Below are 23,534 nucleotides of genomic sequence, written 5' to 3' on the forward strand. Positions count from 1 at the left end.
GACGTGCTGCCGGCGGCGGGCACATTCGAGTACCAGGGAAGCTCGTTGAGCGGTTTGATGCGGGCGGTGCGCGAGTTCGCGGCCGCCCAGCCGGATTGGCGATCGGCCGTCGACGCGCTGCGCTCGCGGACCGACGAGCTCTGGCGGCAGCTCACCCCGGACGCGCAGCAGCGGTTCCTGCGCCACGTCGCCACCTACTGGGAGATCCACCGCCACCGCATGCCACCGGCGTCGGCCGCGAGAATCCGGACAGTTCGCATCGCCGGCCGGGACATGCCGGACAACCCGCTTGCCATCGTCAACTGCACCGGCCCGCGAGGCAAAGGCCTGAACGTCGACGAACACGGGCGGATGACCGGACGAATCTGGACCATCGGCCCGGTACGAAGGGGCCCCACCTGGTGGGAGACGACCGCCGTACCGGAGATCAGAAGGCAGGCCGACCTGCTAAGCCGCGACCTGCTTGAGGGTCATGACGTGCTCGACCAGCGCGATCAGCACGTCCTTGACCGAGCGCCGGTCCCGCGCGTCGCACAGCACGACCGGCACGTCCGGGTCGAGGTCCAGCGCCTTCGCGATCTGCGTCGCGCTGTGCTTCCGCACCCCGTCGAAGCAGTTCACCGCGACCAGGAACGGGGTGTTGCGCCCCTCGAAGTAGTCCACCGACGGGAAGCAGTCGTTGAGCCGGCGGGTGTCGGCCAGCACCACCGCCCCGAGCGCGCCCAGCGCCAGCTCGTCCCACAGGAACCAGAAGCGGTCCTGGCCCGGCGTGCCGAAGAGGTACAGCACGATGTCCTGATTGATGCTGATCCGGCCGAAGTCCATGGCCACGGTCGTGGTGCGCTTGCCCTCGACGCCGTGCACGTCGTCGATGCCGACGCCGGCGTTGGTGAGCACCTCCTCCGTCTGGAGGGGGCGGATCTCGCTCACCGCGCTGACGAGCGTGGTCTTGCCGACGCCGAACCCGCCCGCGATGAGAATCTTCACCGCGAGGGGAACGTGACCGTCAGAGCGCTCGGAGGCCATTGACAACCGCCTTGAGGATGCGATCGTCGGGCCGCTGCGGCCCGACGGACTGGTCGTACTCCGGTTCGTGCATCTCGATCAGCCCCTGCTGGAGCAGGTCGCCCAGCAGGACGCGCACGACGCCGAGCGCGAGATCGAGATGGGACGCGAGCTCGGCGACCGACACCGGCTCACTGGTGCGCGCCAGGATCGCGCGCTGCTCGGGCAGGAGGTTCTGCTCGCCCGACCCGTCGACCCGGCTCACCACGAAGGCGACCAGGTCGAAGGCCCCGACCGCCGGCTTGGCCCGGCCGCCCGTCACGGCGTACGGGCGCACCACCGGGCCGGCGTCCGAGTCCATCCAGTCGTGATCACCCGGTGGCATCGTCGGGGACGCCCGGTCGCGACGGCGCGGTGAGGTACTGCCCGACCCTGGTCACCAGCATCGCCATCTCGTAGGCGATCACGCCGATGTCCGAGTCGGCGGCGCTGAGCACCGCGAGGCAGGCGCCCTGCCCGGCGGCGGTGACGAACAGGAACGAGTTGTCCATCTCCACGATGGTCTGGCGGACCGAGCCGCCGTTGAACTGCCGCCCGGCGCTGCGGGCCAGGCTCTGGAAGCCGGACGCGACGGCCGAGAGGTGCTCGGCGTCGTCGCGCTCGAGCCCGCTGGACGCGCCCATGAGCAGCCCGTCGGCGGAGAGCACCACGGCGTGCTGCGCCGACTCGACCCGCTCGACGAGATCGTCGAGGAGCCAGTCGAGCTTGCCGGTGCGGCTCGTCGAGTGCGTCACCTATGCGTCCCTTTCCGGAGAATTCGTGTCGGCATCCCGATCGGGCTCGATCTGCCCGGCGTCGCGCCGCCCCTTGGTGAAGCCGGCCTGCAGCGAGGTCATCATCGCGCGGGTCTGCTCGGGTGAGCGCCCGCCGACCGCGGTGGTCGCGAACTCGGCCGCCGGGATGCCGTCGACGGTCCGCTCCTCCTCCGGCCGCTCCTTGAGCTGCGGGGCGATGCTGGCCTGGCGTCGGCGCCGGGGCAGCCCGTCATCGGTGAGCTCGAGGTCCTCGTGCCGCACCACTTCACGAGCCTGCTCCGGTACCGGCTGAGGTTTCTCGGCCGCCGCCACCACATATTCCACCGAGGAAGGACCGACCTCCTCGATCGTGGGGCGGATGGCGTCGGCGGGCTCGAGTTCCAGCACGGCCTCGGCGGCGGCCTGGCGCTCCTCGGCCGGCGTCGGCGCGGTCAGCTCGTGGGTCGCCCCGGAGATCAGGTGCGGCGGGATGAGCACGACCGCGGTGATGCCGCCGTAGGCCGACGAGCGCAGCGTGACCCGCACCCCGTGCCGCGCGGCCAGCAGCGCCACCACGAACAGGCCGAGCCGGGCCGAGTTGGCCGGGTCGAAGTCCGGCGGCTGGGCGAGGCGCAGGTTGGCCTCCTCGATCGCCTCCGGGGCCATGCCCAGGCCGCGGTCCTCGATCTCGACCGCGTACCCGTTCGGCACCAGCTGCCCGCTGATCTGCACGCGGGTGTGCGGCGGCGAGTACGCGGTGGCGTTCTCGATCACCTCGGCCAGCAGGTGGATGACGTCGGCCACGGCCCGCCCGACCAGCGCGGCCTCGGGCAGGGCCAGGAACCCGACCCGGGCGTAGTCCTCGACCTCGGAGACGGCGCCGCGGATCACGTCGACCATCGGCACCGGGTTGCGCCAGCCCCGGCCGGGCGCGGCGCCGGCCAGGATGACCAGGTCCTCGGCGTGGCGGCGCATGCGGGTGGCGAGGTGGTCGACCCGGAAGAGGTCCTCGAGCTCCTCCGGGTCGGTGCTGCGCCGCTCCATCCGGTCCAGCAGCCCGAGCTGGCGGTGCAGCAGGGTCTGGCTGCGCCGGGCGATGTTGAGGAAGACCTCGTTGAGCCCCTGCCGCAGCTGGGCCTCGTGCACCGCGGACTGCACGGCGGTGCGCTGCACGGCGCTGAAGGCGTTGCCCACCTTGCCGATCTCGTCCGCGCCGTACTCCAGCGGCGGCGCCGCGGCCACCACGTCGATCTTCTCGCCGTGCCGCAGCCGGGCGACGAGCGCGGGCAGCCGCACGTCGGCGAGGTCCTGGGCGTCCTGGCGCAGGCCGACGAGGCGCCGGATCAGCGAGCGGCCGATCCGGATCGACAGCAGGATGGAGATCACCACGGCGATGAGGCCGAGCACGCCGGCGCCGATGGTCCGCAGCACGATCGCGGTGCCGACCGGGCCCGCGTCGGCCACGATGACCTCGCCGAAGCGCAGGTCGAAGTCGCGCAGCTGGGCCACCAGCTTGTCGTACGCGTCGCGCCAGACGTTGATGTCGATCGGCAGCAGGCCGCCCGGGCGCGCGTCCGACATGATCTTGTTCTCGAGGTCCTGCACCTGCTTGTAGGAGGCGCTGGCCGCGATCGGGTCCCACAGCGCGCGGCCGCTGTCGGGCAGGCCGTACGTCGCGTCGGCGTACACGTTGCGCTTGGCCCCGATCACCGCGACCAGGTCCGAGCTCTCGTTCTTCTGGAACTTCCCGGCCGCCGCGACGCCGCTGACGATCGCGTCTTCGCGGGCCAGCTGCTCGCGGCCGCGGCTGGTCGCGATCACGATGAGCGCGTTGCGGGTGAGGTTGGCGTCGCTGATCCCGGGCAGCGAGTCGTACCAGTGGTAGACCGCGTCGATCGGCCGGTTGTAGACGTTCAGCGCCTCGGCCCGGTCGATCTGGCCGAGAGAAATGCCCGTCCGGCCGGCCGTGAGCGCGTCGAACTCCTTGATGATGTCGCGCAGCCGGCCGCGGGCCACCTCGGGGATCGCGTCCTGCAGGTCCCCGTCGGCGGCGCGGCGGCGGAAGTCGTCGAGCGCCTCGTCGACCTTCTTGCGCTGCTCGTTGAGCGCGGCGGTCTCGGGCTTGCCCTCCTGGCGGCCCGTCGCGAGGTACACCTGGGTCAGCTGCCGCTCGCGCTGCAGCTCCACGATCACGTTCTCGGAGGGCTTGCCGGACAGCGCGTAGTAGGTCTGGCTGTTGAACAGCTCGGCCGTGTCACCGGCGGTCAGCGAGGTGGCGAACACCCACATCACCACGAGCGACGCCAGGGGCGGCACCAGCAGCGTGATGATCTTCGCGCGGATCGACCAGGTACGGATTCTCCACGAAGAGCTCTTCATACGGTCGGTTCCTCGCTGGCTCGCGGGGCGATGGGAGGGATGGCGCCTCGGGCATGATACGGACAGGTGGGGCCGGAAGTCACCAGCGAGGTTGTCAGGGGCATATAGCGGTCTCGCCCCTTTTTCCGCCCTTCGCCCGGTGTACCCCGGACGTCCCGGGGCAGCCCGGCGCCATGCGACGTGGACGCTGGGTGGTGGCCGTCGGGGCCTGGGTGCTGTGTGCGGCCGGGCTGATCGCCCTGGCCTTCAACGCCGCCGCGGCGGGGCGGGCCGCCCTGCTGAAGGCGGCGAAACCGGCCCCGGGCGCGCCCAGCACGCCCTCGCCCTCCCCGTCGCCGGACGCGCCGCGGATCCTGCGCACGCCGGGCGGGAACGTCGTCGCCGGCTGTGACGGGACCCAGGTGCGGGTGCGCTACCTGAGCCCCGCCGCGGGCTTCCACATCGCGAGCGCGGACCGGGCGCCCGGGCCGCAGTCCCGGGTCGTCTTCAAGTCCGACGGCGGCAAGGAGGTCCGGGTGGTCGTGCGCTGCGCGGCCGACGGCCCCCACGCGGACGTGGAGTAACGGGTCGGGGAGGGCAGCGGCGCGCATCGACCGCAATTTATATCACTGGTCAGATCATATTTATATGACCGGTCGATGCACGTTTCTGTGACGGCGCGGCCGCCGCTCAGCCGACCCGCTGGATCACGCCGAACTGCTCGGGCACGACCGCGGTGCCGACGCCACGGATCGCCATCGAGGCGCAACGCTGCGCGACCCCCGCCGCCTCCGCGAGGTCGGCCCCGGCCAGCCGCCCGAGCACGAACCCGGCCAGGTAGGCCCCGCCCGCCCCGGCCGCGTGCGCGACGGGCGCCGGCGGCGCGGCGGTCGTGAGCGTCTCCCCGTCGAGGCTGAGCACGGCCGAGCCCTCGGCGTCCAGGGTGACCGCCACGACGGCCGCCCCGGTGCGCCGCAGCAGCTGGCCCCGGTCCCGGTCGCGGTCGAACTCCCCCGGCTGGTGCCCGAGCACCCGCGCGGCCTCGCCCCGGTTCGGGGTGACCAGGTCCGGGCCGGTGGGCGCCCACGGGGCCAGGTCGTGCGCGTCGATCGCGAACATGGGCAGGTCGAGGCGGCGGGCCGCGAGCAGCGCGCGGATCTGCGGGCCGAGCGTGCCGTTGCCGTGGTCGCAGACGACGACCGCGTCCGGGCGCGGCTCGGCGCTGAGCGTCTCGTCGAGCCGGCGCACCAGGGTCTCGGCCACCACCGGGCTGAGCGGGCCGGTGTCGCCGTCGTCGAAGCGGACCAGGACGTAGCCGTCGGCCACCACCCGCCGCTTGGTGACCGTGCGCCGCCCGACCGCGGTGACGAGCCGGTCGGCCACCCCGGCGTCCCACACGCACGTGCGCAGCCGCGCCCCCGCGTCGTCGTCCCCGACGGTGCCCACAAGGGTGGTCCGGGCCCCGAGGGCGGCGAAGTTGGCCGCGGTGTTGGCCGCGCCGCCGCACACCTCGCGGGTGTCCTCCAGGGCGACCACGGGCACGGGGGCCTCCCGGCTGAGCCGCACCGGGCGCCCGCACAGCCACCCGTCGAGCAGCGCGTCGCCGACGACGAGCACCGAGGCGTCCCGCCAGCCCTCGGCCAGCACGGCGAAATTGCCTGAACTTTCCATCGGCCGCCGGTACCCCGGCCGGGCCGGTTCATTCCCTGCGCCACGCCCGCCTCGCCTGCGACAATCGGGTCATCGAACGCGCAGACGTGGCGATCATTGGCGGGGGCGTCGCCGGCCTGGCCCTCGCCGCCGAGCTCGCCGAGCTGGATGGCCGGTTGACCGAACAGGCGGACCTGCCGCGCCCGCAGCTGCGGATCGTGCTGCTCGAGCGGGAGAACCAGTTCGCGTACCACTCGACGGGCCGCTCGATCGCCGCGCTGTCGGAGACGCTGGGCTCACCCGAGCAGCGCGCCCTCACCCGGGCCTCGCGCACCATCCTCGACGCGCTCGGGGCCGAGTCGGGCATCCCGCTGCTGCGGACCCGCCCGGTCGTCTGGGTCGCCGACGAGGACAACCTGGGCGCCCTCAACGCGCTGCTGACCGCGAGCCCGGCCCTGCGCGGGGTCGACCCGGCCGCCGCGCAGACCCTCTGCCCGGCCCTGCGCCCGGAGGCGACGGCGCGGGCGGCGGTGGAGCGCACCGCCCAGGACGTGGACGTGGAGGCGCTGCACCAGCAGTACCGCGACCGGGCCACGGCCGCCGGGGTCACGCTGCGCACCGCGATCGGCCTGGAGTCCGGCTCCTGGGACGACGCCCGCGGGGAGTGGACGCTCACCACCGACCGCGGCGAGCTCGTCGCCCACCGGGTCGTGAACGCCGCCGGGGCGTGGGCCGACGCGGTCGCCGCCCGCCTGGAGGTGGCGCCGGCCGGCCTGATCAACCTGCGCCGCACGGTCGCGATCGCCGCCGCGGAGGGCGTGGGCGCGGCCTGGCCGCTGGTCATCGACGTGGGCGGGCGCTTCTACTTCCGCCCGGAGCGCGGCGGGCTGCTGGTCTCCCCGGCCGACGAGACCCCGTCGCCGCCGACCGACGCGGTCGCCGCCCAGCAGGACATCAGCGTGGCGGTCGAGCGGGTGAACGCCGCGACGTCGCTGCGCCTCGACCGGGTCCGCACGAGCTGGGCCGGGCTGCGCACGTTCGCGCCCGACCGCAACCCGATCGTCGGGCCCGACCCGAAGCAGGTGGGCTTCTTCTGGTTCGCGGGGCTGGGCGGCACGGGCATCCAGACCGCCCCGGCGCTCGCCCGGCTGGCGGCGGCGCAGTTGTGCAGCCGGCCGTACGAGATCCCGGGCCTGAACCCCGACGCGCTGCTACCCCGCTAGGCGGCCGGCCTCCGGGGCCCGCGCCGCGGGGACGGCGGCGAGCGCGCCAGGCGTGCGCAGCAGGGCGCGGTCGGCGTCGTCCACGAAGGACAGGTCGGCCTCCACGTGCCGGGTGGCCGCCGAGAGCAGCAGCGCCACCACCGGGTCCTCCGCCTTGCGCCGCAGGCCGTCGAGGTTGCGCAGCTCCCGCATGAGGTAGGTGCGCTGCTGCGACAGCACCGTCTTGACCGTGCCCGCGTCGCCGGAACGGGCGGCCGCCGTCACCTTGAGGAAGAAGTCGTCGCGGAACCCGCCGCTGCGCGGGGAGGCCTCGGCCAGCCAGCGCCCGAGCTCGGCGCGGCCACCCTCCGTGATCTCGTACACCACGCGGTCCGGCTTCACCGCCTGCGCGTGCCGCTGCGAGACCACCATGCCGTCGCGGGAGAGCCGGTCCAGGATCTGGTACAGGTGGCCGATGTTGAGCGGGCCCCACTGCGGCCCGACCGCCGTCTCGAAGGCCCCCTTGAGCTCGTATCCGTAGCTCGGGCCGTGCGACAACAGCGACAGCACCGCGTGATGGATCGGCATGACCGCAGATCGTACCCCTTGCATTGTCACAATGCATTGCGACAGAGTAGGCGCGTGATCCCATTCATCTGGGCGCATCTACGGGGGCGCGCGGCGAGGTCGGTGGCACTCCTGCTGGGGGTCCTGGTGGCCACGACCGGCTTCACCGTGCTCACGGGCGCCACGGACACCGCGCGGCTGGAGGTCACCGGCGGCGTCGACCGCGCCGCCGGGGCGGCCGCCTACCAGGTGCTGATCCGGCCCAAGGGCACCCGCACCAAGCTGGAGGACGAGCGGCAGAAGGTGCGCCCGAACTCGCTCAGCGGGATCTACGGCGGGATCACCATGGACCAGGTCCGCCAGATCGCCGGCACCGAGGGCGTCGACGTGGCCGCGCCGATCGCGATGGTCGGCTACGCCAACCAGACCCGCGTCGCGTCGGTCGACGTCACCGCGCTGGTCGACCGCTCGCTGGACCGGCAGCTGATCCGCATCGACCCGACGTACCTGGCCGATCACGGGCTCAGCAGCGCCAAGGGCCGGGCGCAGTACGTCTACGTCACCAAGCACCCCCTCGTCTGGCCCAAGATCCTCGGCGCCAGCACGGCCCGCGTCGAGTTCAGCGACGGCTCGGTGCGCCGGGGCGGGGACCTGTGCGGCGACACGCTGCCGGTGCTCGAGGACGGCAAGCCGGTCTGCACCTGGCTGGACCAGACCGAGTCGGGCCTGATGAACGACCTGCAGGGCGTCGTCGTCACGCCCTACCAGCTCATGCCCGACGGCCGCTTCCAGCACGGCATGGAGGGCGAGAACGCCGACCAGGTCCTCACCGGGGACACCGCGACCGCCCCGATGAGCTGGCACATCCCGATGCTGCTGGCGGCGATCGACCCGGCGGCCGAGGCGCGGCTGGTCGGGCTGGACGGCGCGGTCACCGCCGGGCACTACCTCGGCCCGGCGGACCGGGTCGAGCGGAAGTACCCGCCGCTCAACGAGCCGTTCCTGCCGGTGCTGACGGTCGAGCAGCCGTACCCGGACAACGCCGTCAGCATCGGCCTGAGCCGGGTGTCGCTGAGCGCCCCGCCGCCCGGCGACACTCCCGACGCCGCCCTGGCCGCGCTCGAGACGATGACCGGCCCGAAGCTCGGGACCCGGTCGGTCCAGCCGCAGGCCCAGAAGCTCGGCGGCGGCCAGCTCCTCCAGCCGTTCATGCGGACCGGCGGGGTCGACTACACCGAGAATCCGGACGGCTCGCTCGCCGCCGTCCCGGTCGACAGCGACCCGGACGCCTGGCGCACGCCGAACTTCTTCGGCCTGCGCCTGCCGTGGCAGATCTACGACACCTCCTACCGCTCGATCGACCAGGGCAGCGCCCTCGGCAACACCGAGATCGTCGGGCTCTACGACCCGGGCAAGGTGCAGGCGTTCGACCCGCTGAGCAAGGTGCCGATGGAGACCTACCAGGCCCCCACGGCCACCGGCGGCGACCGGCGCACCCAGGACCTCCTCGGCGGCGGCGCGCTGCTGCCCAGCGGCAACCCGGCCGGCTACCTGGCCACCCCGCCGACCCTGCTGACCAGCCTGGACCTGCTCGATCAGCTCTACGAGACGCTCGGGCTCAGCACGGCGCGCGCCGATCCGGTCTCGGCGGTGCGCGTGCGCGTGGCCGGGGTGCACGGCTTCGACGACGCCGCGCGGGAGCGGGTCCGGGTGGTGGCCGAGCGGATCGCCGCCGCGACCGGGCTGGACGTCGACATCACGTACGGCTCCTCGCCCGAGCCGCAGGCCGTGGACGTCTCCGCGGGCCAGTTCGGCCGGCCGGCGCTGCGGCTGTCGGAGCTGTGGACCCGCAAGGGGGTGGCGGCGGCGATCGTGAGCGCCGTGGACCGCAAGAGCGTCGTGCTCTTCGTGTTGGTACTGGTGGTCTGCGCGCTCTTCCTCGCCAACGCCGTCGCCGCCGGGGTCCGCGACCGGCGCACCGAGCTCGCGACGCTCACCGCGCTCGGCTGGCCGGCCCGCCGGGTGTTCGCGGTCGTGCTCGGCGAGGTGGCGGCGATCGGGCTGGTCGCCGGGGCCGGCACGATGCTGCTCGCGGCCCCGCTGGGGTGGCTGCTGGACGTGCGCGTGCCGTGGGAGCGGGGGCTGCTGGCGGTACCGATGGCGCTGCTTCTGGCTCTTCTGGCCGGACTGGCCCCGGCGCTGTCGGCCGCGCGGGCGCGCCCCGCCAAGGGCCTGCGCCCGGTGGCACTGCGACCGCGCCGGGCCGGGCGTCCGCGCGGACCGATCGGGCTGGGCCTGCGCAACCTGCTGCGCGTGCCCGGGCGCACCCTGCTCGGGGCCTGCGCGCTGGCGATCGGCATCACCGCGGCCACGCTGCTCGGCGCGATCACCTTCGCCTTCCACGGCGCGATCGTCGGCACGCTGCTCGGCGACGCGGTGTCACTGCAGGTCCGCTCGGTCGACACGATCGCGGTGGCGGCCACGGTACTGCTGGGCGCCCTCGCCGTCGCCGACGTGCTCTACCTCAACATCCGCGACCGCTCGGCCGAGCTCGCGACGCTGCGCGCCACCGGCTGGACCGCGGGCGCGCTGGGCCGCCTGGTCGCGGCCGAGGGCTTCGGCATCGGCGTGCTCGGCGGCCTGCTCGGCGCCGGGGCCGGGCTCGGCGGCGCGGCCTGGCTCGTCGGCACGGTCACCACCGGGCTGATCTGGACCGCGGTGGCCGCCCTCGCCGCCGGCGCGCTGGTCGCCACGGTGGCCGCGATCGTCCCCGCGCTGCTGCTGCAGCGCCTGCCCACCGCCCGCCTGCTGGCCGAGGAGTGAACCGGATGCTGTCCATACAGGGTCTTTCGAAGCGGTTCCAGGACATCGTGGCCGCCGACGACCTGTCGCTGGAGGTCGCGGCCGGCAGCTTCACGGGCGTCACCGGGCCGAGCGGCTCCGGGAAGTCCACGCTGCTGCACCTGGTCGGCGCGATCGAGACGGCGGACGCGGGCACGATCACCGTCGACGGCGTGGAGGTGACCGGGCTGCGGCGGCGGCGCCTCAGCGAGTACCGGCGCGGCATCGGCTTTGTCTTTCAGCGCTATCACCTGCTGCCGGCGCTCAGTGCGCTCGACAACGTCATCGCCCCCGTCCTGCCGTTCAAGGTCGGGTTCGACAAGCGCGCCCGCGCGCGGGAGCTGCTCGACGCGGTCGGGCTGGCCGGGCGGGAGAAGGCGCTGCCGGCCCAGCTCTCCGGCGGGCAGCAGCAGCGGGTCGCCATCGCCCGGGCGCTGATCGGCGCGCCGAAGCTGCTGCTGGCCGACGAGCCGACCGGCAACCTCGACTCGGCCAACGGCGCGCAGATCCTCGACCTGCTGCTCGAACTGCGCGAGGAGCGCGGGATGACGGTGCTGCTGGCCACCCACGAGCAGCACATCGCGGCGCGCTGCGACCGGCTGATCCGCCTCGCCGACGGCCGGATCGAGGAGGACATCGACCTCACATCCGGCGAGCCGCCCGAGTCGACACTCGCTCGGGCTACGCAGCTGCGGCTTTAGCCGGGATTTGCCCCATTTCGCAGGTACGATCAGCGGTACGTGCTTGCGGGTTGGGGGTGGTATGCCGCAACTCGATACCGGCGTACTCACGCAGCCCGAACGACTCCGTGCCCTGCGCCGCGCACAGCTGCTCCTGAACTCCTCCTCGGCCCCGGTCGACGGCCTCGTCCGGCTCGCCGCCCGCTCCGTGGTGGCGCCCGTCGGCCTGCTCACGCTCGTCGACGGGGAGCGGATGCACGTGGTCGGCCGGCACGGCCTGCCGCCGGACCTCGAGCGCGTCCACTCCGAGCCCGCCACCAGCTCGTTCTGCCAGTTCGTGGTGGCCGAGAACGGCCCGCTGGTGGTCCGCGACGCGCGCGAGGACCCGGTGCTGCGGGAGCTCGGCGTCATGCACGGCCGGCACATCACGGCGTACCTCGGCCAGCCGGTCCACGACGCGGCCGGCCACACGCTCGGCGCGGTCTGCGTCACCGACTCCGTGCCGCGGCACTGGACCGACGACGACATCGCCGCGATCGCCGAGTGCGCCGGGCTCATCGAGGTCATGCTGGCCGCCGAGGCCTCCCGCGAGGACATCGCGATCGCCGCCGCCGAGACCGACGCCGTGCTGGAGACGGCCCTGGAGGCGTTCGTCGCGATCGAGCTCAACGGCGAGATCACGCGCTGGAACCGCGCGGCCGAGCGCACCTTCGGCTGGACCGCCGAGGAGGCCATCGGCCAGCCCGTGCACGAGCTGATCGTCCCCGAGCGGTTCCGGGCCGCGCACCGCGCCGGGCTCAGCCGGATGGCCCGCGGCGGCGTCCCGCGCGTGCTCGGCCAGCGCCTGCAGCTCTACGCCAACAACCGCGCCGGCGCGGAGTTCCCGATCGAGATCACGCTCAACGTGATCGACGGCCCACTCGGCCGGCACGCGCACGCGTTCATCTACGACATCAGCGAGCGGGTCACCGCCGAGCGGCAGCTGGCCCGCGAGCGGCACTTCCTCACCGCCCTGCTGGACAACCTCGACGTCGGCGTGGTCGCCAGCGACGAGCGCGGCCGGCTGATCCTGTTCAACCGCGCGATGCGGGAGATCACCGGGCACGACGCCGACGGCTCGACCCAGGAGGCCTGGACGTCGCTCCCGGCCACGCCCGGCGGGGAGGCGATCAGCGGCGAGGACATGCCGCTGACCCGCGCCTTCCGCGGCGAGCACATCCGCGAGGCCGAGCTGGTCATCCACCTGCCCGACCGGCCGCGCCGCTCGTTCACGGTCAACGCCCAGCCGATCCGCGACTCCGACGGCACCCGCCTGGGCGCGGTCGCGGCCCTGCACGAGGTCACCGAGCGCCGCCGGGCCCAGCGCCTCATCGAGTGCGAGCTGGCCGTGTCGCGCATTCTGGAGCAGTCCCCGACCATCGAGGACGCCGGCCCCGAGCTGCTGGAGACGGTGGCCCGCACGCTGCACTGGCCGCACGCCGAGCTGTGGCTCGTGGACAAGGTCGGCAACGTGCTGCGCAACGCGGCCATGTGGACCGAGCCCGGGTACGAGATCCCGCCCCCGGACCCGCTGGCCCCCGGCAAGGGCGTCTCCGGCGTGGCGTGGGAGTCCGGGCAGCCCACGTGGATCCCGGACATCTCGGCGAGCACGAGCCGGTTGAACGTGCCGTCGCTGGCCAAGCACGGCCTGCGGGTCGGCCTGGCCATCCCGATCCGCGACGGCCTCGGCGTCACCGGCACCCTGAGCTTCTTCGGCGACGCCGCGGAGCAGCCCGAGCAGTCGCTGATCGCCCTGCTGTCGGGCATCGCCGCGCACGTGGGCCAGTTCCTGGAGCGGCGGCGGGCCGAGGACCTGGCCAAGCAGCTGGCGCGGACCAAGGACGAGTTCATCGCCCTGGTCGGCCACGAGCTGCGCACGCCGTTGACGTCGATTTCGTCGTACACCGAACTGCTCCTGCACGACGACCAGGAGGACGAGGAGACGCGCGGCGAGTTCCTGGCCGTCATCGCCCGCAACGCCGAGAACCTGCGGGCCATCATCGACGACCTGCTCGACCTGGCCGGCCTGGAGAGCGGCTACGTGACCATGCTCGAGCGGCCGCTGGACTTCGCCGCCGTGGTGCGCGAGGTCGCGGAGGCCAACGCGCGCGCCGCCCAGGAGAAGGACCTGGACGTCTCGGTGGTCCTGCCCGACGGCGCCGCCCCGGTCTCCGGCGACCTCCCCCGCCTGCGCAAGGTCGTCGACCACCTGGTCACGAACGCGGTGAAGTTCACGCCGGCCGGCGGGAAGGTCGAGATCCGCCTGCACGGCGATGTGGCGGGCGTCACGCTGCGGGTCGTGGACACCGGCGTGGGCATCCCGGAGGAGGAGCGGTCGCGGCTGTTCGAGCGCTTCTTCCGCGGGTCCAACATCCGCAACCAGGGCGTGCCGGGAACGGGGCTGGGCCTGGCGATCAGCCGCACCGTGGTCGAGCGCCACGGCGGCACCATCACGGTCACCGACCACGGCGACAAGCCGGGCACCACGTTCGTCGTCCGGTTGCCCGCCTACTGCCCTTAAGGCTCGTCCCGCCCCTCGATCGTTTGCGCGTCCGCGGCGGTCGGGCAAGCTGGTTGCATGCGGTCTCGATGGATGTCGTTGCTGGTGGTGAGCGGGCTGGCACTCAGCGCCTGTTCGGAATCGGAATCCTCGTGGAAGAGCCCTGGCTCCGGTACTTCCGGTGCTCCGGCCCGGCCCGCCAAGAGCATCGCGATCGCGGCGCCCGCCAACGGCGCGACGGACGTCACGACCGCGCTCGACCTGGTCTTCGACGCTCCCGCCACGGCCGCGGTCTCCTTGACGGACGCCTCGGGGGCCGCTGTCACCGGTTCCGCCCTGCCTTCGGGCTCTTCGCCGGGCGTGCACTGGGTGCCGGACAAACAGCTCAAGTGGGGCACCGAGTACACGGCGACGGTGAAGTCGGACGACGCCACCGGCGAGGTGAAGTTCACCACGATGGCCAAGCCGTCCAGCCTGCAGCGGGTCACCAGCCAGGTCGGCGACGACCAGGTCGTGGGCGTCGGCATGCCGATGATCCTGAGCTTCGCCAACGAGATCCCGAAGGAGGCCAGGGCCGGCGTCGAGCGCCGCCTGTTCATGCAGGCGGACCCGCCCCAGGAGGGCTCCTGGAACTGGTTCAGCGCCAAGGAGGTGCACTACCGCCCGAAGGAGTACTGGCAGGCGGGCACCAAACTCAAGCTGCGCGCCGCGGTGGGCGGGGTCTCCCTGGGCGGCAAGTCGTACGCCGAGAGGGACCTCACCGTCGACGCGACCGTCGGCAAGCGGGTCATCATGGACGTCGACAACGCCACCAAGAAGATGACCATCACCGAGGACGGCGTCGTGCTCAAGACGATGCCGGTGAGCCTGGGCAAGCCGAGCAACCCCTCGGACAGCGGCAACTTCATCGTCATGGTGAAGAACGAGTGGGAGTGGTTCGACTCGTCCACCTACGGCGTGCCGGTCGACTCCCCGGACGGCTACCGCACGAAGGTCGAGTTCCCGCAGCGCATCACGTGGAGCGGCCAGTACATCCACGCCGCCCCCTGGTCGGTGGCGGACCAGGGCAGGCGCAACGTCTCCCACGGCTGCGTGAACATCTCCCTGGACCTCGCCAAGTGGCTCTACGGGGTCACCCACATCGGCGACCCGGTGATCGTGAAGGGCACCGAGGAGCGGGTGAAGTACGGCGACGGCTGGACGGACTGGGAACTCCCCTGGGAGCAGTACCGGAAGGGCAGCGCGCTGTACTCCGCGTGAGCCCCGTTTTGGCTGGCCGCGGTCGGACCTGGTAGCCTGATTCATCGCGCTAGGTGACGCGCCGTCGTGCCATGCGCTCTAGGAAACCGGAACCCCGAGCTTTAAGACGAGGCTGTCGCGTGGCGAACATCAAGTCCCAGATCAAGCGCAACCGGCAGAACGAGAAGCGCCGCCTGCGCAACAAGTCGGTCAAGTCGTCCCTCAAGACGGCCATCCGCAAGTTCCACGAGGCGACCGCCGCCGGTGACAACGACACCGCCGCCGCGCTGCTGCGTGACGCTTCCCGCAAGCTGGACAAGGCCGCCAGCAAGGGCGTGATCCACAAGAACCAGGCGGCCAACCGCAAGTCGGCCATCACCAAGAAGCTGGCCGGCATTAGCGCCGCCTGATATTTCGCAGTACCGCGAAAAGCGCCGCCCACCTGGTGGAGCGGCGCTTTCGCTGTGCTCTTTTGCGCTTCTTACGCCGCGGCGTCTCGGCGCTCGGCTCCCCGCGGACCCGGCGTTCTCGGCACTCCCGGCGCTCGGCTCCCCGCGGACCCGGCACTCCCAGCGCTCCCGGCACTCCCGGCGCTCGGCTCCCCGCGGACCCGGCGTTCTCGGCACTCCCGGCGCTCGGCTCCCCGCGGACCCGGCACTCCCAGCGCTCCCGGCACTCCCGGCGCTCGGCTCCCCGCGGACCCGGCGTTCTCGGCACTCCCGGCGCTCGGCTCCCCGCGGTCCCGCCGCTCCCAGCGCTCCCGGGCGCTCGGCTCCGGCGGTCCCAGCACTCCCGGCGCTCGGCGTTCCCGGCTCTCTGCCCACGAAAAAGTGGCCTTGGGCGCACGGCGGGCCGGAGCTCGCCGATCGTCCAAGGCCACATCTGCACCGGCACTCACATGCCGGATAAATCGGATTTCCCGGGTGCTGGCCGGCCCGGGTGACGAGCCGGCGGAGCAAAGTCTGATCAGGCGAAGCGCCCCTGGTTGACCCCGCCGGTACGCTGCCGGGCCAGCTCATCCTCCGAGCGCCACCCCCGGTCCGCATGCCGCCCGGTGGTGAAATGCCCCGACGTCACGTTGTCGGTGTCCTCGGACCGCCGCCGCCCGGGGGTCTGCTGCTGCCGCGCATGCCGGCCGGTGTGCTCACGGTTCAGCGGGCGGGTGTCGTGCTGCTCCTGGTCGTACCGCCGGTGCTCGCCCGCCCCATGCACCTCGCCGTAGCCGCCGTGGCCCGGGTTCCCGTAGCCGCCGCCCTGACTGAAGTCGCCGTTGTAGCCGGCGCCGCTCTGCCCAGATTCGCTGTAGCCGGCGCCGCTATGACCGACGCCGTTGTTGCCTGCACCGCTCGGGCTGGAGTCGCCATAGCCCGCACCGTCATAACCGGCGCCGCTCTGGCCGGATTCGCTGTAGGCAGCGCCCCCGTGGCCGGCGCCGCTCTGGCCGGCGTCGCCGTGGCTGGCCGATCCGTAGACGGTCCCATGCCCCGCGGCGTACGAGTCGTCATGCCCAGCCCGGTACGCCTCCCCCCGCGCAGCCAGGTCCCGCGCCGCCTCGGCCGCGGTCTCGCCGGTGTAGTCGGACACGTAGTCGGGCGCCCCGGGCTCCCATTCGCCGTACGAGCCCCAGGAGTTCCGCCGCCCGGCCGAGGACCACGCCGCCTGATCGGCGAACCCGGTCTCATCGTCCCAGTCGGCCGACCCCTGCTGCTGGTGATGCGCACCCCGGGAGGGCTGGTCCCCCCAGGCCGCGCGATCCCCCCAGGCCGTCTCGTCGCCCCAGTTGGCCTGCGCGTTCACGCCCGCCGCGCGCGGGTTCCAGGCTGCCTGGTCGCCCCAGCCGTTCGTCTCGCCGGACCACTCGGCCTGCGCCGGGTCGACCATCTCGCGCACCGGCTCGACCGCCTGCTCCGCCCAAGGGTCCTGAGCCGGGCGATCACTCCACACCGGCTGATCCTGAGCCGCGCGGTCACCCCACCCCGCCTGGTCCTGGGCCGCGCGATCACTCCACCCCGGCGCGCCCTGGGCCGACCGGTCCGTCCAACCCTGCTGATCCTGAGCCGCGCGGTCAGTCCAACCCGGCGCGCCCTGAGCCGACCCGTCCGTCCAACCCTGCTGCTCCTGAGCCGCACGGTCAGTCCAACCCGGCGCGCCCTGAGCCGACCCGTCCGTCCAACCCTGCTGATCCGAGGCCGGGCGATCGGTCCGGCCCGGCTGGTCCTGGCCCGAACGGTCACTCCAGCCCGACGGGTGCAGCGGCCGCGAACGCTGGAAGCCGTGCGAATCGGTGTCCGTCCACTCTTCCTCGATGGCGCCATGCCCGTGCTCCACGGCCGGCGGCGGGGGCGGGGCGTCCTCGGAGGCGGGCGAGATCCCGTACCCGGCGTCGACCACCTCCCGGTTCCCCTCGTCCACCGCATGCCGCGACCCGGCATCCTTGGCCGGCACCGAGATCTTGATGACCCCGACCTTCTTCCGCTGAGCCGGGGGCTCCACAGTCCGCGTACGCACCGTGCCCGTCGTCCCAGCCCCGTTCGAACCACTGCCGTTCGCCCCGGAGCCACCGCCGTTCGAGCCAGCACCGTTCGAGCCAGCACCGTTCGCACCGACGCCGTTCGAACCCGAGCCGCGCGAGCCGCCGCCGGTCGAGCCAGCACCCGCACCAGCACCGTTCGAACCAGCACCCGAACCGCCGCCGTTCAAGCCGGCGCCCGAGCCAGCGCCCGAACCGCCGCCCACACCGGCGCCGTTCGAGCCGCCACCCACACCGGCGCCGTTCGAGCCGGTGCCATGCGAGCCGGAGCCGTTCGACGAGCTGCCCGAGCCGTAGCCGTTCGAGCCGTTCGATGACCCGCCCGAGCCGTAGCTGCCCGAGCCGGAGCCGTTCGATGCGCTGTTCGAGCCGTAGCCCGTCGTGGAACCCGTTGAGCCGGAGCGCGTCCGAGCGGCGCCGCCGGCCCGGGCGATCTCGGCTCGATCGAGCGCGGTCGCGGTCCTCCGGGGTACCGAGGTGGTCTCGTCGGTGCGGTCATCCGAATCCACCCGAGTGGATGACGCTCGATCGGATGAAGCCCGGGCCAGCGCGCGGGCGCGCTTGGAGCCGCCGATGACCATGTCGTTGATCTTGACCATGATCGCCACCACCGCCGGCAGGACGGGCACCGCCCACCAGCTGACCAGTTCGGCCAGGGCCAGCAGGACCCCGGCGGCGATCATGCACTCGAACAGCAGGAAACTCACGAATCCGCCCACGTGCAGGTGCCGAAGCCGCAGCGCCCGCACGTAAAGCGGCGCCTGGTGCGCGAACCCGTTGTTCGTCATCGTCCTATTCCTCCACCGCGCGCAGCGACCACTGCGAACACCGCCCGCTCGAGCGCATAGCCGCGGTCGTCAGATCCACCCTTCACAGCGGCATTGCACTCAGCAGCCGCTCGCATGGCATCAACGAGCGCCTCGGCCGTCCAGCCACGGGCTTGGCGCTGTGCGCGTTCGACCTTCCACGGAGGCATTCCCAAACTACCGGCGAGTTGGTATGCGCCGCCCTTGCCGGCCGCGGCCACCCGGGCCACGGTCCGCACCCCGTCGGCGATGGCATCGGCGATCGGCACCGGGTCCACGCCGACGTGCAGCGCCCACCGCAGCGCCTCGAGCGCCCCGGCCGCGTCGCCGACCATGACGGCATCGGCGACGGTGAACCCGGACACCTCGGCCCGCCCCTTGTAGTACTGCGCGATCGTCTTCACGTCGATCCGCCCACCCGTGTCCGCCACGAGCTGCGAACAGGCCGCCACGATCTCGCGCAGGTCATTGCCCACCGCCGCCAGCAGCGCCTCGGCCGCGTCCTCCCCGACCTTGCCCCCCTGCCGCCGAATCTCGTTCCGCACGAAGTCGACCCGCTCACGGTGCTTACTGATCTTCGCCGCGGTCACCACATCGGCCCCGGCCGCCTTGAACCCGTCGGCCAGCGCCTTCCCCTTCGCCCCGCCGGCGTGGGTAACGACAAGCACGACATCGTCCTCGGGCGACTTGGCATAGGCGGTCAACGCCGCGGCCACGTCCTTCTTGGCGTCCTGCCCGTCGAGCACCACGATCACCCGCCGCCCCCCGAACAGCGAGGGGCTGAGCATCTCGGCCAGCTCGCCTACGACGAGCTCCCCGCCCGCCTTCTGCCGCACCTCGGTGTCGGACTCCTCAGCCCGAGCGGTGGCAACGGTCTCGGCAACGGCACGGGAGACGAGCAGCTCCTCGTCCCCGATCACCAGGCGAAGGCGCGGAAGGCTAGACACGCCAGCCATCGTGTCACGCGCCGACGCGCCCGACCGCGCCCGCGCCGCCGCCCCGCCGAAGTCCGTCACCTCACGCCCCGACCCGCCCGCGTCACACTCCGCCCCTCGCGAACGACCCCGCGCCGTCGCCACGGCAAAGTCCGTCGTGTGACGCCACGACCCGCCCGTGCCGCGGTCGCGGCGAGGCCCGTCGCGTCACACTCCGACCCGCGCAAACGCCCCCGCGCCGCGGCCACGGCGAGGCCCGTCACGACCGGCGGGCCGCGACGGCGAGGCCACCGGAAGCGTCCCGCACGACGGCGACATCCCCCAGCTGATCGGTACGCATCACCCGAGCCCCACCCCGCTCCAGCCGCGCCAGCAACACGGCACTGGGATGCCCATAGTCATTGCCAACCCCAACGCTGACCAGCGCAACCCGCGGCGCGACCTCGGCCAGGAACTCGTCCGACTGGTAAGCCGACCCGTGATGGGCGACCTTCAAAACGTCCGCCCGCAGGGCAAGCGGCAACAGGCTGAGCTGCTCCTCCGTCTCGGCGTCCCCAGTCAACAGCACCCGAATCCCGTTCGCGGTCACCGCCAGCACCAGCGAGTTGTTGTTAGGGTCCGAACGAGTCCCGGTCACCGGCCGCACCGGCCCCAGCACCTCGATCCGCACGTCCCCCACGGTCAGCGCGGACCCCGGCACCGCCGAGGCCGACGGCACCCCGCGCCCCAGCACCGCCGCCCGCGCCGCCGCCGGCTCGGCAAAGGCGGGCACGAGCATGCCGTCCACCTGGCGCCCCCGCAGCACCCCGTCCAGCCCACCCACGTGGTCGACGTGAAAGTGGCTGATGACGAGGAGCGGCACCCGGCGTACGCCCAGCCGCCGCAGGCACCCGTCCACCGGGTCCGGCTCCGGCCCCGCGTCGACGACCACCGCCGAGCCCGGCCCCGCGGAAACCGCGAGCGCGTCCCCCTGCCCCACGTCACAGGCCACCACCAGCCACCCCCGCGGCGGCCAGCCGGCGGCGAGGAAGCGCACCGGCACCGCCCCGAGCACCGCGGCCACGGCGGCCACGAGCACCCACCGGCGTACCACCGGCCACCGAAATCCCGCCAGCAGCGCCGCGACGAGCGCCCCGAGCAGCAGCCCACCCCCGGTCCCGCCGGGCCAGGGCAGCAGTCCGGCCGGCACGTCGGCCCCGTGATGGGCGACGAACACCAGCCAGCGGGCGGGCCACGACGCGATCCAGGCCGCGAATGCCGCGAGCGAGGGCAGCAGCGGCGACAGCACCGCCGACGTGAGCCCCAGAATCGTCGCCGGTGCCACGGCCGGCGCCGCCAGCAGGTTGGCCGGAATCGTCGTCAGGCTGACGCCGGCCGAGATGGCCGCGATCACGGGAGCGCAGGCCGCCTGAGCCGCCGCCGGTACCGCCACCGCCTCCGCCGCCACCCGAGGCCATCCGCGATCCTCGAGGGCCTGGGTCCACCGCGGCGCGATGAGTACCAACCCGCCGGTGGCGAGCACCGACAGCGCGAACCCGGCGTCCACGGCCAGCTCCGGATCGAGGACCACGAGCCCTAGCACTCCCGCCGCGAGCGCCGGCACCGCCGCCCGCGGCCGCCCCAGCGCGAGCGCGACGAGCGCCAGCCCGCCCATGGCCGCGGCGCGCAGCACGCTGGGCGAGGGCCGTACAAGCACCACGAACCCCGCCAGCGCCAGCACGCACACCACCGCCGCCATCCGCGGCCCGGCCCGGCACCACCGCACCATGGCGAGCACCAGCCCGACGACAATTGCGAGATTTGCCCCACTTACGGCGGTTAAGTGGGTAAGTCCTGTCGTCTTGAAGTCGTCCGCAAGGTCCGGATCGAGCCGGCTGGTGTCCCCGACGACCAGCCCCGGCAGCAGCCCACCGGGCTCGGCCGGCAGCCCCACGCAGGCCCGCTGCAGCCCGGCCCGCAGCGTCCCCGCCGCCCGCTGCACCCACGGCGCCGCCCCGACCGGCACCGGCCCGGCGCCGACGGAGAGCAGCGCCGCCCCCAGATCCCCACCGTCAGGCGGCGACAACCGAGCCGAGGCCTCGGCGTGCTGCCCAGGCAGCAGCCCGAGCCACCCCCGGTCGCCGGCCAGCACCAGCACCCGGGCGGAGAGCACGATCCGCTGCTCGCCGGTGTCGATCCAGTCGAGCCGAGCGGGCACGATCACGGTCGCGTCCCGCCCGACATGGGCCCGGCCGAGCCGCGGGTCATCGGTGATCACCAGCCCCACCCGCACCGTGGCGTGCCGCACGGCCAGCCCCCGCAACGGCTCAGCGTCCCGCTCCCCGACGCGCGCCGCCGTGGCCGCCGCGCCGCAGGCCACCCCGGCCGCCGCCGCGGCCACGATCCACCGCGCCCGCCCGAACCGCCACAGCACCGCCACCAGCAGCGCCCCACCGGCCAGGGCCCAGCCCGCCGCCGCGGGCAGGAACAACGCCCCGATCGCCGCGAACCAGCACCCCAGCGCCGCCCCCACCAGCCGCAGGTCGGCACTCACGCCGTCACCCGCCGACCGCCCCGCGCGAACGGCACCGCCCCAGCGGCCGACAACAGCCGCAAGGGCGTCGACCCGACCAGCCGCAGGTCGGCACTCACGCCGTCACCCGCCGACCGCCCCGCGCGAACGGCACCGCCCCAGCGGCCGACAACAGCCGCAAGGGCGTCGACCCCACCAGCCGCAGGTCGGCGGTCATACCGTGACCTTGTCCTTGAGCTGCGCGAACTTCGCGTCGCCGATCCCCTCGACCTGCCGCAGATCAGTGACGGCCCGAAACCCGCCATGCCCGTCGCGGAACTCCACGATCCGCTGCGCCAGCACCTCCCCGATCCCCGGCAGCTTCTGCAGGTCGGCGACGGAGGCCGTATTCAGGTTGATCAGCCCCGAGCCAGGAGCGCCCAAAGCAGGAGCGGCCCCGACCGGCGGCGGCACCCCGACGGCGATCATCTCCCCGTCGACCACCTTGCGCGCCAGGTTCAGCCCCGTGATGTCCGCCCCGGCCACGATCCCGCCCGCCGCGTCGATCGCGTCGGCCACCCGCGAGCCCGAAGGCAGCCGCACCAGCCCCGGCCGGTTCACCTTCCCGGTCACGGAAACGATCAAGACGGCGGGCGAGGCGGGCGCAGCGGCCACCGACGCGGCCGGCGAAGGCGCCGCCGTCACGTGCGGCCGCGAGAACCACACCAGCGCGGCCGACACCAGCACCACGACCCCGGCCACGACGAGCAGGACCCGCAGCCCCCGCCGCCCCGGATCCCAGGTCGGCCCCGGTCTTCGGCGCTGCTTGAAGGCCTCGTCCCAGGGATAGTCGTCGTCGGGAACGTCGGCTGGAAGTTCGGTCACGCGGTCCATGCCAGGGAGGCTAGGCCGATTCGAAACGGCCCGCGGACCCCCTGTGGATAACTCAGTCGACCCTGTGGATAACCACCGCGACCATGCCCGGCCCCACGTGGGCCCCGACGACTGCGCCGACCTCGGTCAGGTACGCCCCGCGCAGCCGCTCCCCGAACCGCTCCTTCACGGTCGTGAGCAGCGCGTCGGCTCGATCCGGGGCGGCCAGGTGATGCACGGCCACGTCCACGTCCGACTCCCCGGCCGACTCCACCGCGATGTCGACCAGCCGGGCCAGCGCGCGGCCGGCCGTGCGGACCTTCTCGCGCACCACGACGCCCTGCTCGGTGGTGTGCAGGATCGGCTTGACCGACAGCGCCGTGCCCAGCAGCGCGGCCGCGGCGCCGATCCGTCCGCCGCGGCGCAGGAACTCGAGGGTGTCGACATAGAACAGCGTCGTCGTACGCCCAACCGCCCCCTCCGCCGCCGCCCGCACCTCCGCCAGCGACGCCCCGGCCGCGGCGGCGTCGGCGGCGGCCAGGGCGGGGAAGCCGAGGCCCATCCCGGTCGACTGGGTGTCGATGACCTCGACCCGCCCGTCGAAGTCGGCGGCGGCCAGGGTCGCGGCGTCGTACGTGCCCGACAGCTGCGCCGACAGGTGCACCGACAGCACGGACTGGGCGCCCTCGTCGAGCAGCTTGCGGTACACCTGGGAGAAGGCCTCGGGCGAAGGCCGCGAGGTGGTGACCGAGACCCGGCGGGCGTTGAGCGCCTCGGCGACGGTCGCCGAGTCGATGTCGACGGTCTCCAGGCCCGGCACGCCGTTGACGACCACGGCGAGCGGCACCACGGTGAGCCCGCCCGCGGCGGTGGCGGGCAACGGCGGCAGATACGCGGTCGAGTCGGTGACCACGGCGACGGCAGGCTGCGGGCGGGTCATGACGGCACGGTAGCCGATCCCCGCGCCCCCAAGAAGGGAGACCGCACCGCAAGAAAAGAGCCCGCGCCCCAAAAAGGGAAACCG

The 23,534-nt window shown here is 73.3% G+C and carries 18 protein-coding genes; 7 read left to right on the forward strand and 11 right to left on the reverse strand.

What is annotated here, in order from left to right:
- Positions 1–447: 447 nt before the first annotated feature.
- The 4 genes from ACQPZ4_RS45625 to ACQPZ4_RS45640 are packed head-to-tail and all read right to left on the reverse strand — an operon-like array spanning position 448 to position 4,178.
- Entirely contained in the window at positions 448–1,026 is a 579-nt protein-coding gene (locus ACQPZ4_RS45625; protein WP_433066971.1) for a GTP-binding protein, read from the reverse strand.
- Positions 1,007–1,366 carry a DUF742 domain-containing protein gene (locus ACQPZ4_RS45630; RefSeq protein ID WP_433051258.1) on the reverse strand — a complete coding sequence of 120 codons (360 nt, stop codon included), beginning with the start codon at positions 1,364–1,366 and terminating at the stop codon, positions 1,007–1,009. Before ACQPZ4_RS45630 ends, ACQPZ4_RS45625 begins: the two co-directional genes overlap by 20 nt.
- Before the next feature lie 10 nt (positions 1,367–1,376).
- The gene (locus ACQPZ4_RS45635) at positions 1,377–1,799 is read right to left on the reverse strand and encodes a roadblock/LC7 domain-containing protein (protein ID WP_433051261.1); all 423 of its coding nucleotides are present in this window, start codon (positions 1,797–1,799) and stop codon (positions 1,377–1,379) included.
- On the reverse strand, positions 1,800–4,178 hold the full coding sequence (locus ACQPZ4_RS45640) for a sensor histidine kinase (RefSeq protein WP_433051264.1): 2,379 nt from the start codon (positions 4,176–4,178) through the stop codon (positions 1,800–1,802).
- A 173-nt stretch (positions 4,179–4,351) separates the two neighbouring features.
- On the opposite strand from ACQPZ4_RS45640, the gene ACQPZ4_RS45645 reads away from it, so the two are divergent.
- Positions 4,352–4,741: a hypothetical protein gene (locus ACQPZ4_RS45645; RefSeq protein WP_433051267.1), complete on the forward strand. Its 390-nt coding sequence runs from the start codon at positions 4,352–4,354 to the stop codon at positions 4,739–4,741.
- Between the two features lie 106 nt (positions 4,742–4,847).
- On the opposite strand, the gene ACQPZ4_RS45650 is transcribed toward ACQPZ4_RS45645, so the two are convergent.
- On the reverse strand, positions 4,848–5,828 hold the full coding sequence (locus ACQPZ4_RS45650; RefSeq protein ID WP_433051270.1) for a bifunctional heptose 7-phosphate kinase/heptose 1-phosphate adenyltransferase: 981 nt from the start codon (positions 5,826–5,828) through the stop codon (positions 4,848–4,850).
- An 86-nt stretch (positions 5,829–5,914) separates the two neighbouring features.
- On the opposite strand from ACQPZ4_RS45650, the gene ACQPZ4_RS45655 reads away from it, so the two are divergent.
- Positions 5,915–7,030, forward strand: a complete 1,116-nt coding sequence (locus ACQPZ4_RS45655) for an NAD(P)/FAD-dependent oxidoreductase (protein ID WP_433051273.1) — start codon at positions 5,915–5,917, stop codon at positions 7,028–7,030.
- Here ACQPZ4_RS45655 and ACQPZ4_RS45660 read toward each other — a convergent pair.
- Positions 7,019–7,597, reverse strand: coding sequence for a PadR family transcriptional regulator (locus tag ACQPZ4_RS45660; protein ID WP_433051276.1), 579 nt, complete (start codon positions 7,595–7,597; stop codon positions 7,019–7,021). The genes ACQPZ4_RS45655 and ACQPZ4_RS45660 overlap by 12 nt on opposite strands.
- Before the next feature lie 102 nt (positions 7,598–7,699).
- Here ACQPZ4_RS45660 and ACQPZ4_RS45665 point away from each other — a divergent pair, with 102 nt between their 5' ends.
- From ACQPZ4_RS45665 to rpsT, 5 genes are all read left to right on the forward strand, one after another.
- Positions 7,700–10,399 carry an FtsX-like permease family protein gene (locus ACQPZ4_RS45665; RefSeq protein ID WP_433051279.1) on the forward strand — a complete coding sequence of 900 codons (2,700 nt, stop codon included), beginning with the start codon at positions 7,700–7,702 and terminating at the stop codon, positions 10,397–10,399.
- Between the two features lie 5 nt (positions 10,400–10,404).
- Entirely contained in the window at positions 10,405–11,118 is a 714-nt protein-coding gene (locus tag ACQPZ4_RS45670) for an ABC transporter ATP-binding protein (RefSeq protein ID WP_433051282.1), read from the forward strand.
- A 61-nt stretch (positions 11,119–11,179) separates the two neighbouring features.
- Complete coding sequence (locus tag ACQPZ4_RS45675; RefSeq protein WP_433051285.1) at positions 11,180–13,657, forward strand: PAS domain S-box protein; 2,478 nt, start codon at positions 11,180–11,182, stop codon at positions 13,655–13,657.
- A gap of 57 nt (positions 13,658–13,714) precedes the next feature.
- Entirely contained in the window at positions 13,715–14,896 is a 1,182-nt protein-coding gene (locus tag ACQPZ4_RS45680) for an Ig-like domain-containing protein (RefSeq protein WP_433051288.1), read from the forward strand.
- A 119-nt stretch (positions 14,897–15,015) separates the two neighbouring features.
- Positions 15,016–15,285: a 30S ribosomal protein S20 gene (rpsT, locus tag ACQPZ4_RS45685; protein WP_433051291.1), complete on the forward strand. Its 270-nt coding sequence runs from the start codon at positions 15,016–15,018 to the stop codon at positions 15,283–15,285.
- Between the two features lie 556 nt (positions 15,286–15,841).
- Here the strand turns inward: rpsT and ACQPZ4_RS45690 are convergent.
- From ACQPZ4_RS45690 to ACQPZ4_RS45710, 5 genes are all read right to left on the reverse strand, one after another.
- On the reverse strand, positions 15,842–18,193 hold the full coding sequence (locus tag ACQPZ4_RS45690) for a hypothetical protein (protein ID WP_433051294.1): 2,352 nt from the start codon (positions 18,191–18,193) through the stop codon (positions 15,842–15,844).
- Entirely contained in the window at positions 18,190–19,167 is a 978-nt protein-coding gene (holA, locus tag ACQPZ4_RS45695) for a DNA polymerase III subunit delta (RefSeq protein WP_433066974.1), read from the reverse strand. The genes ACQPZ4_RS45690 and holA overlap by 4 nt, the downstream gene beginning before the upstream one ends.
- 238 nt (positions 19,168–19,405) lie before the next feature.
- Positions 19,406–21,679 carry a ComEC/Rec2 family competence protein gene (locus ACQPZ4_RS45700; RefSeq protein ID WP_433051297.1) on the reverse strand — a complete coding sequence of 758 codons (2,274 nt, stop codon included), beginning with the start codon at positions 21,677–21,679 and terminating at the stop codon, positions 19,406–19,408.
- A 192-nt stretch (positions 21,680–21,871) separates the two neighbouring features.
- Entirely contained in the window at positions 21,872–22,531 is a 660-nt protein-coding gene (locus ACQPZ4_RS45705; protein WP_433051300.1) for a helix-hairpin-helix domain-containing protein, read from the reverse strand.
- Between the two features lie 52 nt (positions 22,532–22,583).
- Positions 22,584–23,450, reverse strand: coding sequence for a DegV family protein (locus ACQPZ4_RS45710; protein WP_433051303.1), 867 nt, complete (start codon positions 23,448–23,450; stop codon positions 22,584–22,586).
- Positions 23,451–23,534 lie beyond the last annotated feature (84 nt).

Origin of the sequence: Dactylosporangium sp. CS-033363 (assembly GCF_050942475.1) — a bacterium.
Classification (GTDB): Bacteria; Actinomycetota; Actinomycetes; order Mycobacteriales; family Micromonosporaceae; genus Dactylosporangium.

Bases quoted from the DNA above. Each gene is read 5' to 3' on its own strand.
- ACQPZ4_RS45625 (WP_433066971.1), bottom strand. From the start codon at position 1,026: ATGGCCTCCGAGCGCTCTGACGGTCACGTTCCCCTCGCGGTGAAGATT.
- ACQPZ4_RS45630 (WP_433051258.1), bottom strand. From the start codon at position 1,366: ATGGACTCGGACGCCGGCCCGGTGGTGCGCCCGTACGCCGTGACGGGC.
- ACQPZ4_RS45640 (WP_433051264.1), bottom strand. From the start codon at position 4,178: ATGAAGAGCTCTTCGTGGAGAATCCGTACCTGGTCGATCCGCGCGAAG.
- ACQPZ4_RS45645 (WP_433051267.1), top strand. From the start codon at position 4,352: ATGCGACGTGGACGCTGGGTGGTGGCCGTCGGGGCCTGGGTGCTGTGT.
- ACQPZ4_RS45650 (WP_433051270.1), bottom strand. From the start codon at position 5,828: ATGGAAAGTTCAGGCAATTTCGCCGTGCTGGCCGAGGGCTGGCGGGAC.
- ACQPZ4_RS45660 (WP_433051276.1), bottom strand. From the start codon at position 7,597: ATGCCGATCCATCACGCGGTGCTGTCGCTGTTGTCGCACGGCCCGAGC.
- ACQPZ4_RS45670 (WP_433051282.1), top strand. From the start codon at position 10,405: ATGCTGTCCATACAGGGTCTTTCGAAGCGGTTCCAGGACATCGTGGCC.
- ACQPZ4_RS45675 (WP_433051285.1), top strand. From the start codon at position 11,180: ATGCCGCAACTCGATACCGGCGTACTCACGCAGCCCGAACGACTCCGT.
- ACQPZ4_RS45680 (WP_433051288.1), top strand. From the start codon at position 13,715: ATGCGGTCTCGATGGATGTCGTTGCTGGTGGTGAGCGGGCTGGCACTC.
- ACQPZ4_RS45690 (WP_433051294.1), bottom strand. From the start codon at position 18,193: ATGACGAACAACGGGTTCGCGCACCAGGCGCCGCTTTACGTGCGGGCG.
- holA (WP_433066974.1), bottom strand. From the start codon at position 19,167: ATGGCTGGCGTGTCTAGCCTTCCGCGCCTTCGCCTGGTGATCGGGGAC.
- ACQPZ4_RS45705 (WP_433051300.1), bottom strand. From the start codon at position 22,531: ATGGACCGCGTGACCGAACTTCCAGCCGACGTTCCCGACGACGACTAT.
- ACQPZ4_RS45710 (WP_433051303.1), bottom strand. From the start codon at position 23,450: ATGACCCGCCCGCAGCCTGCCGTCGCCGTGGTCACCGACTCGACCGCG.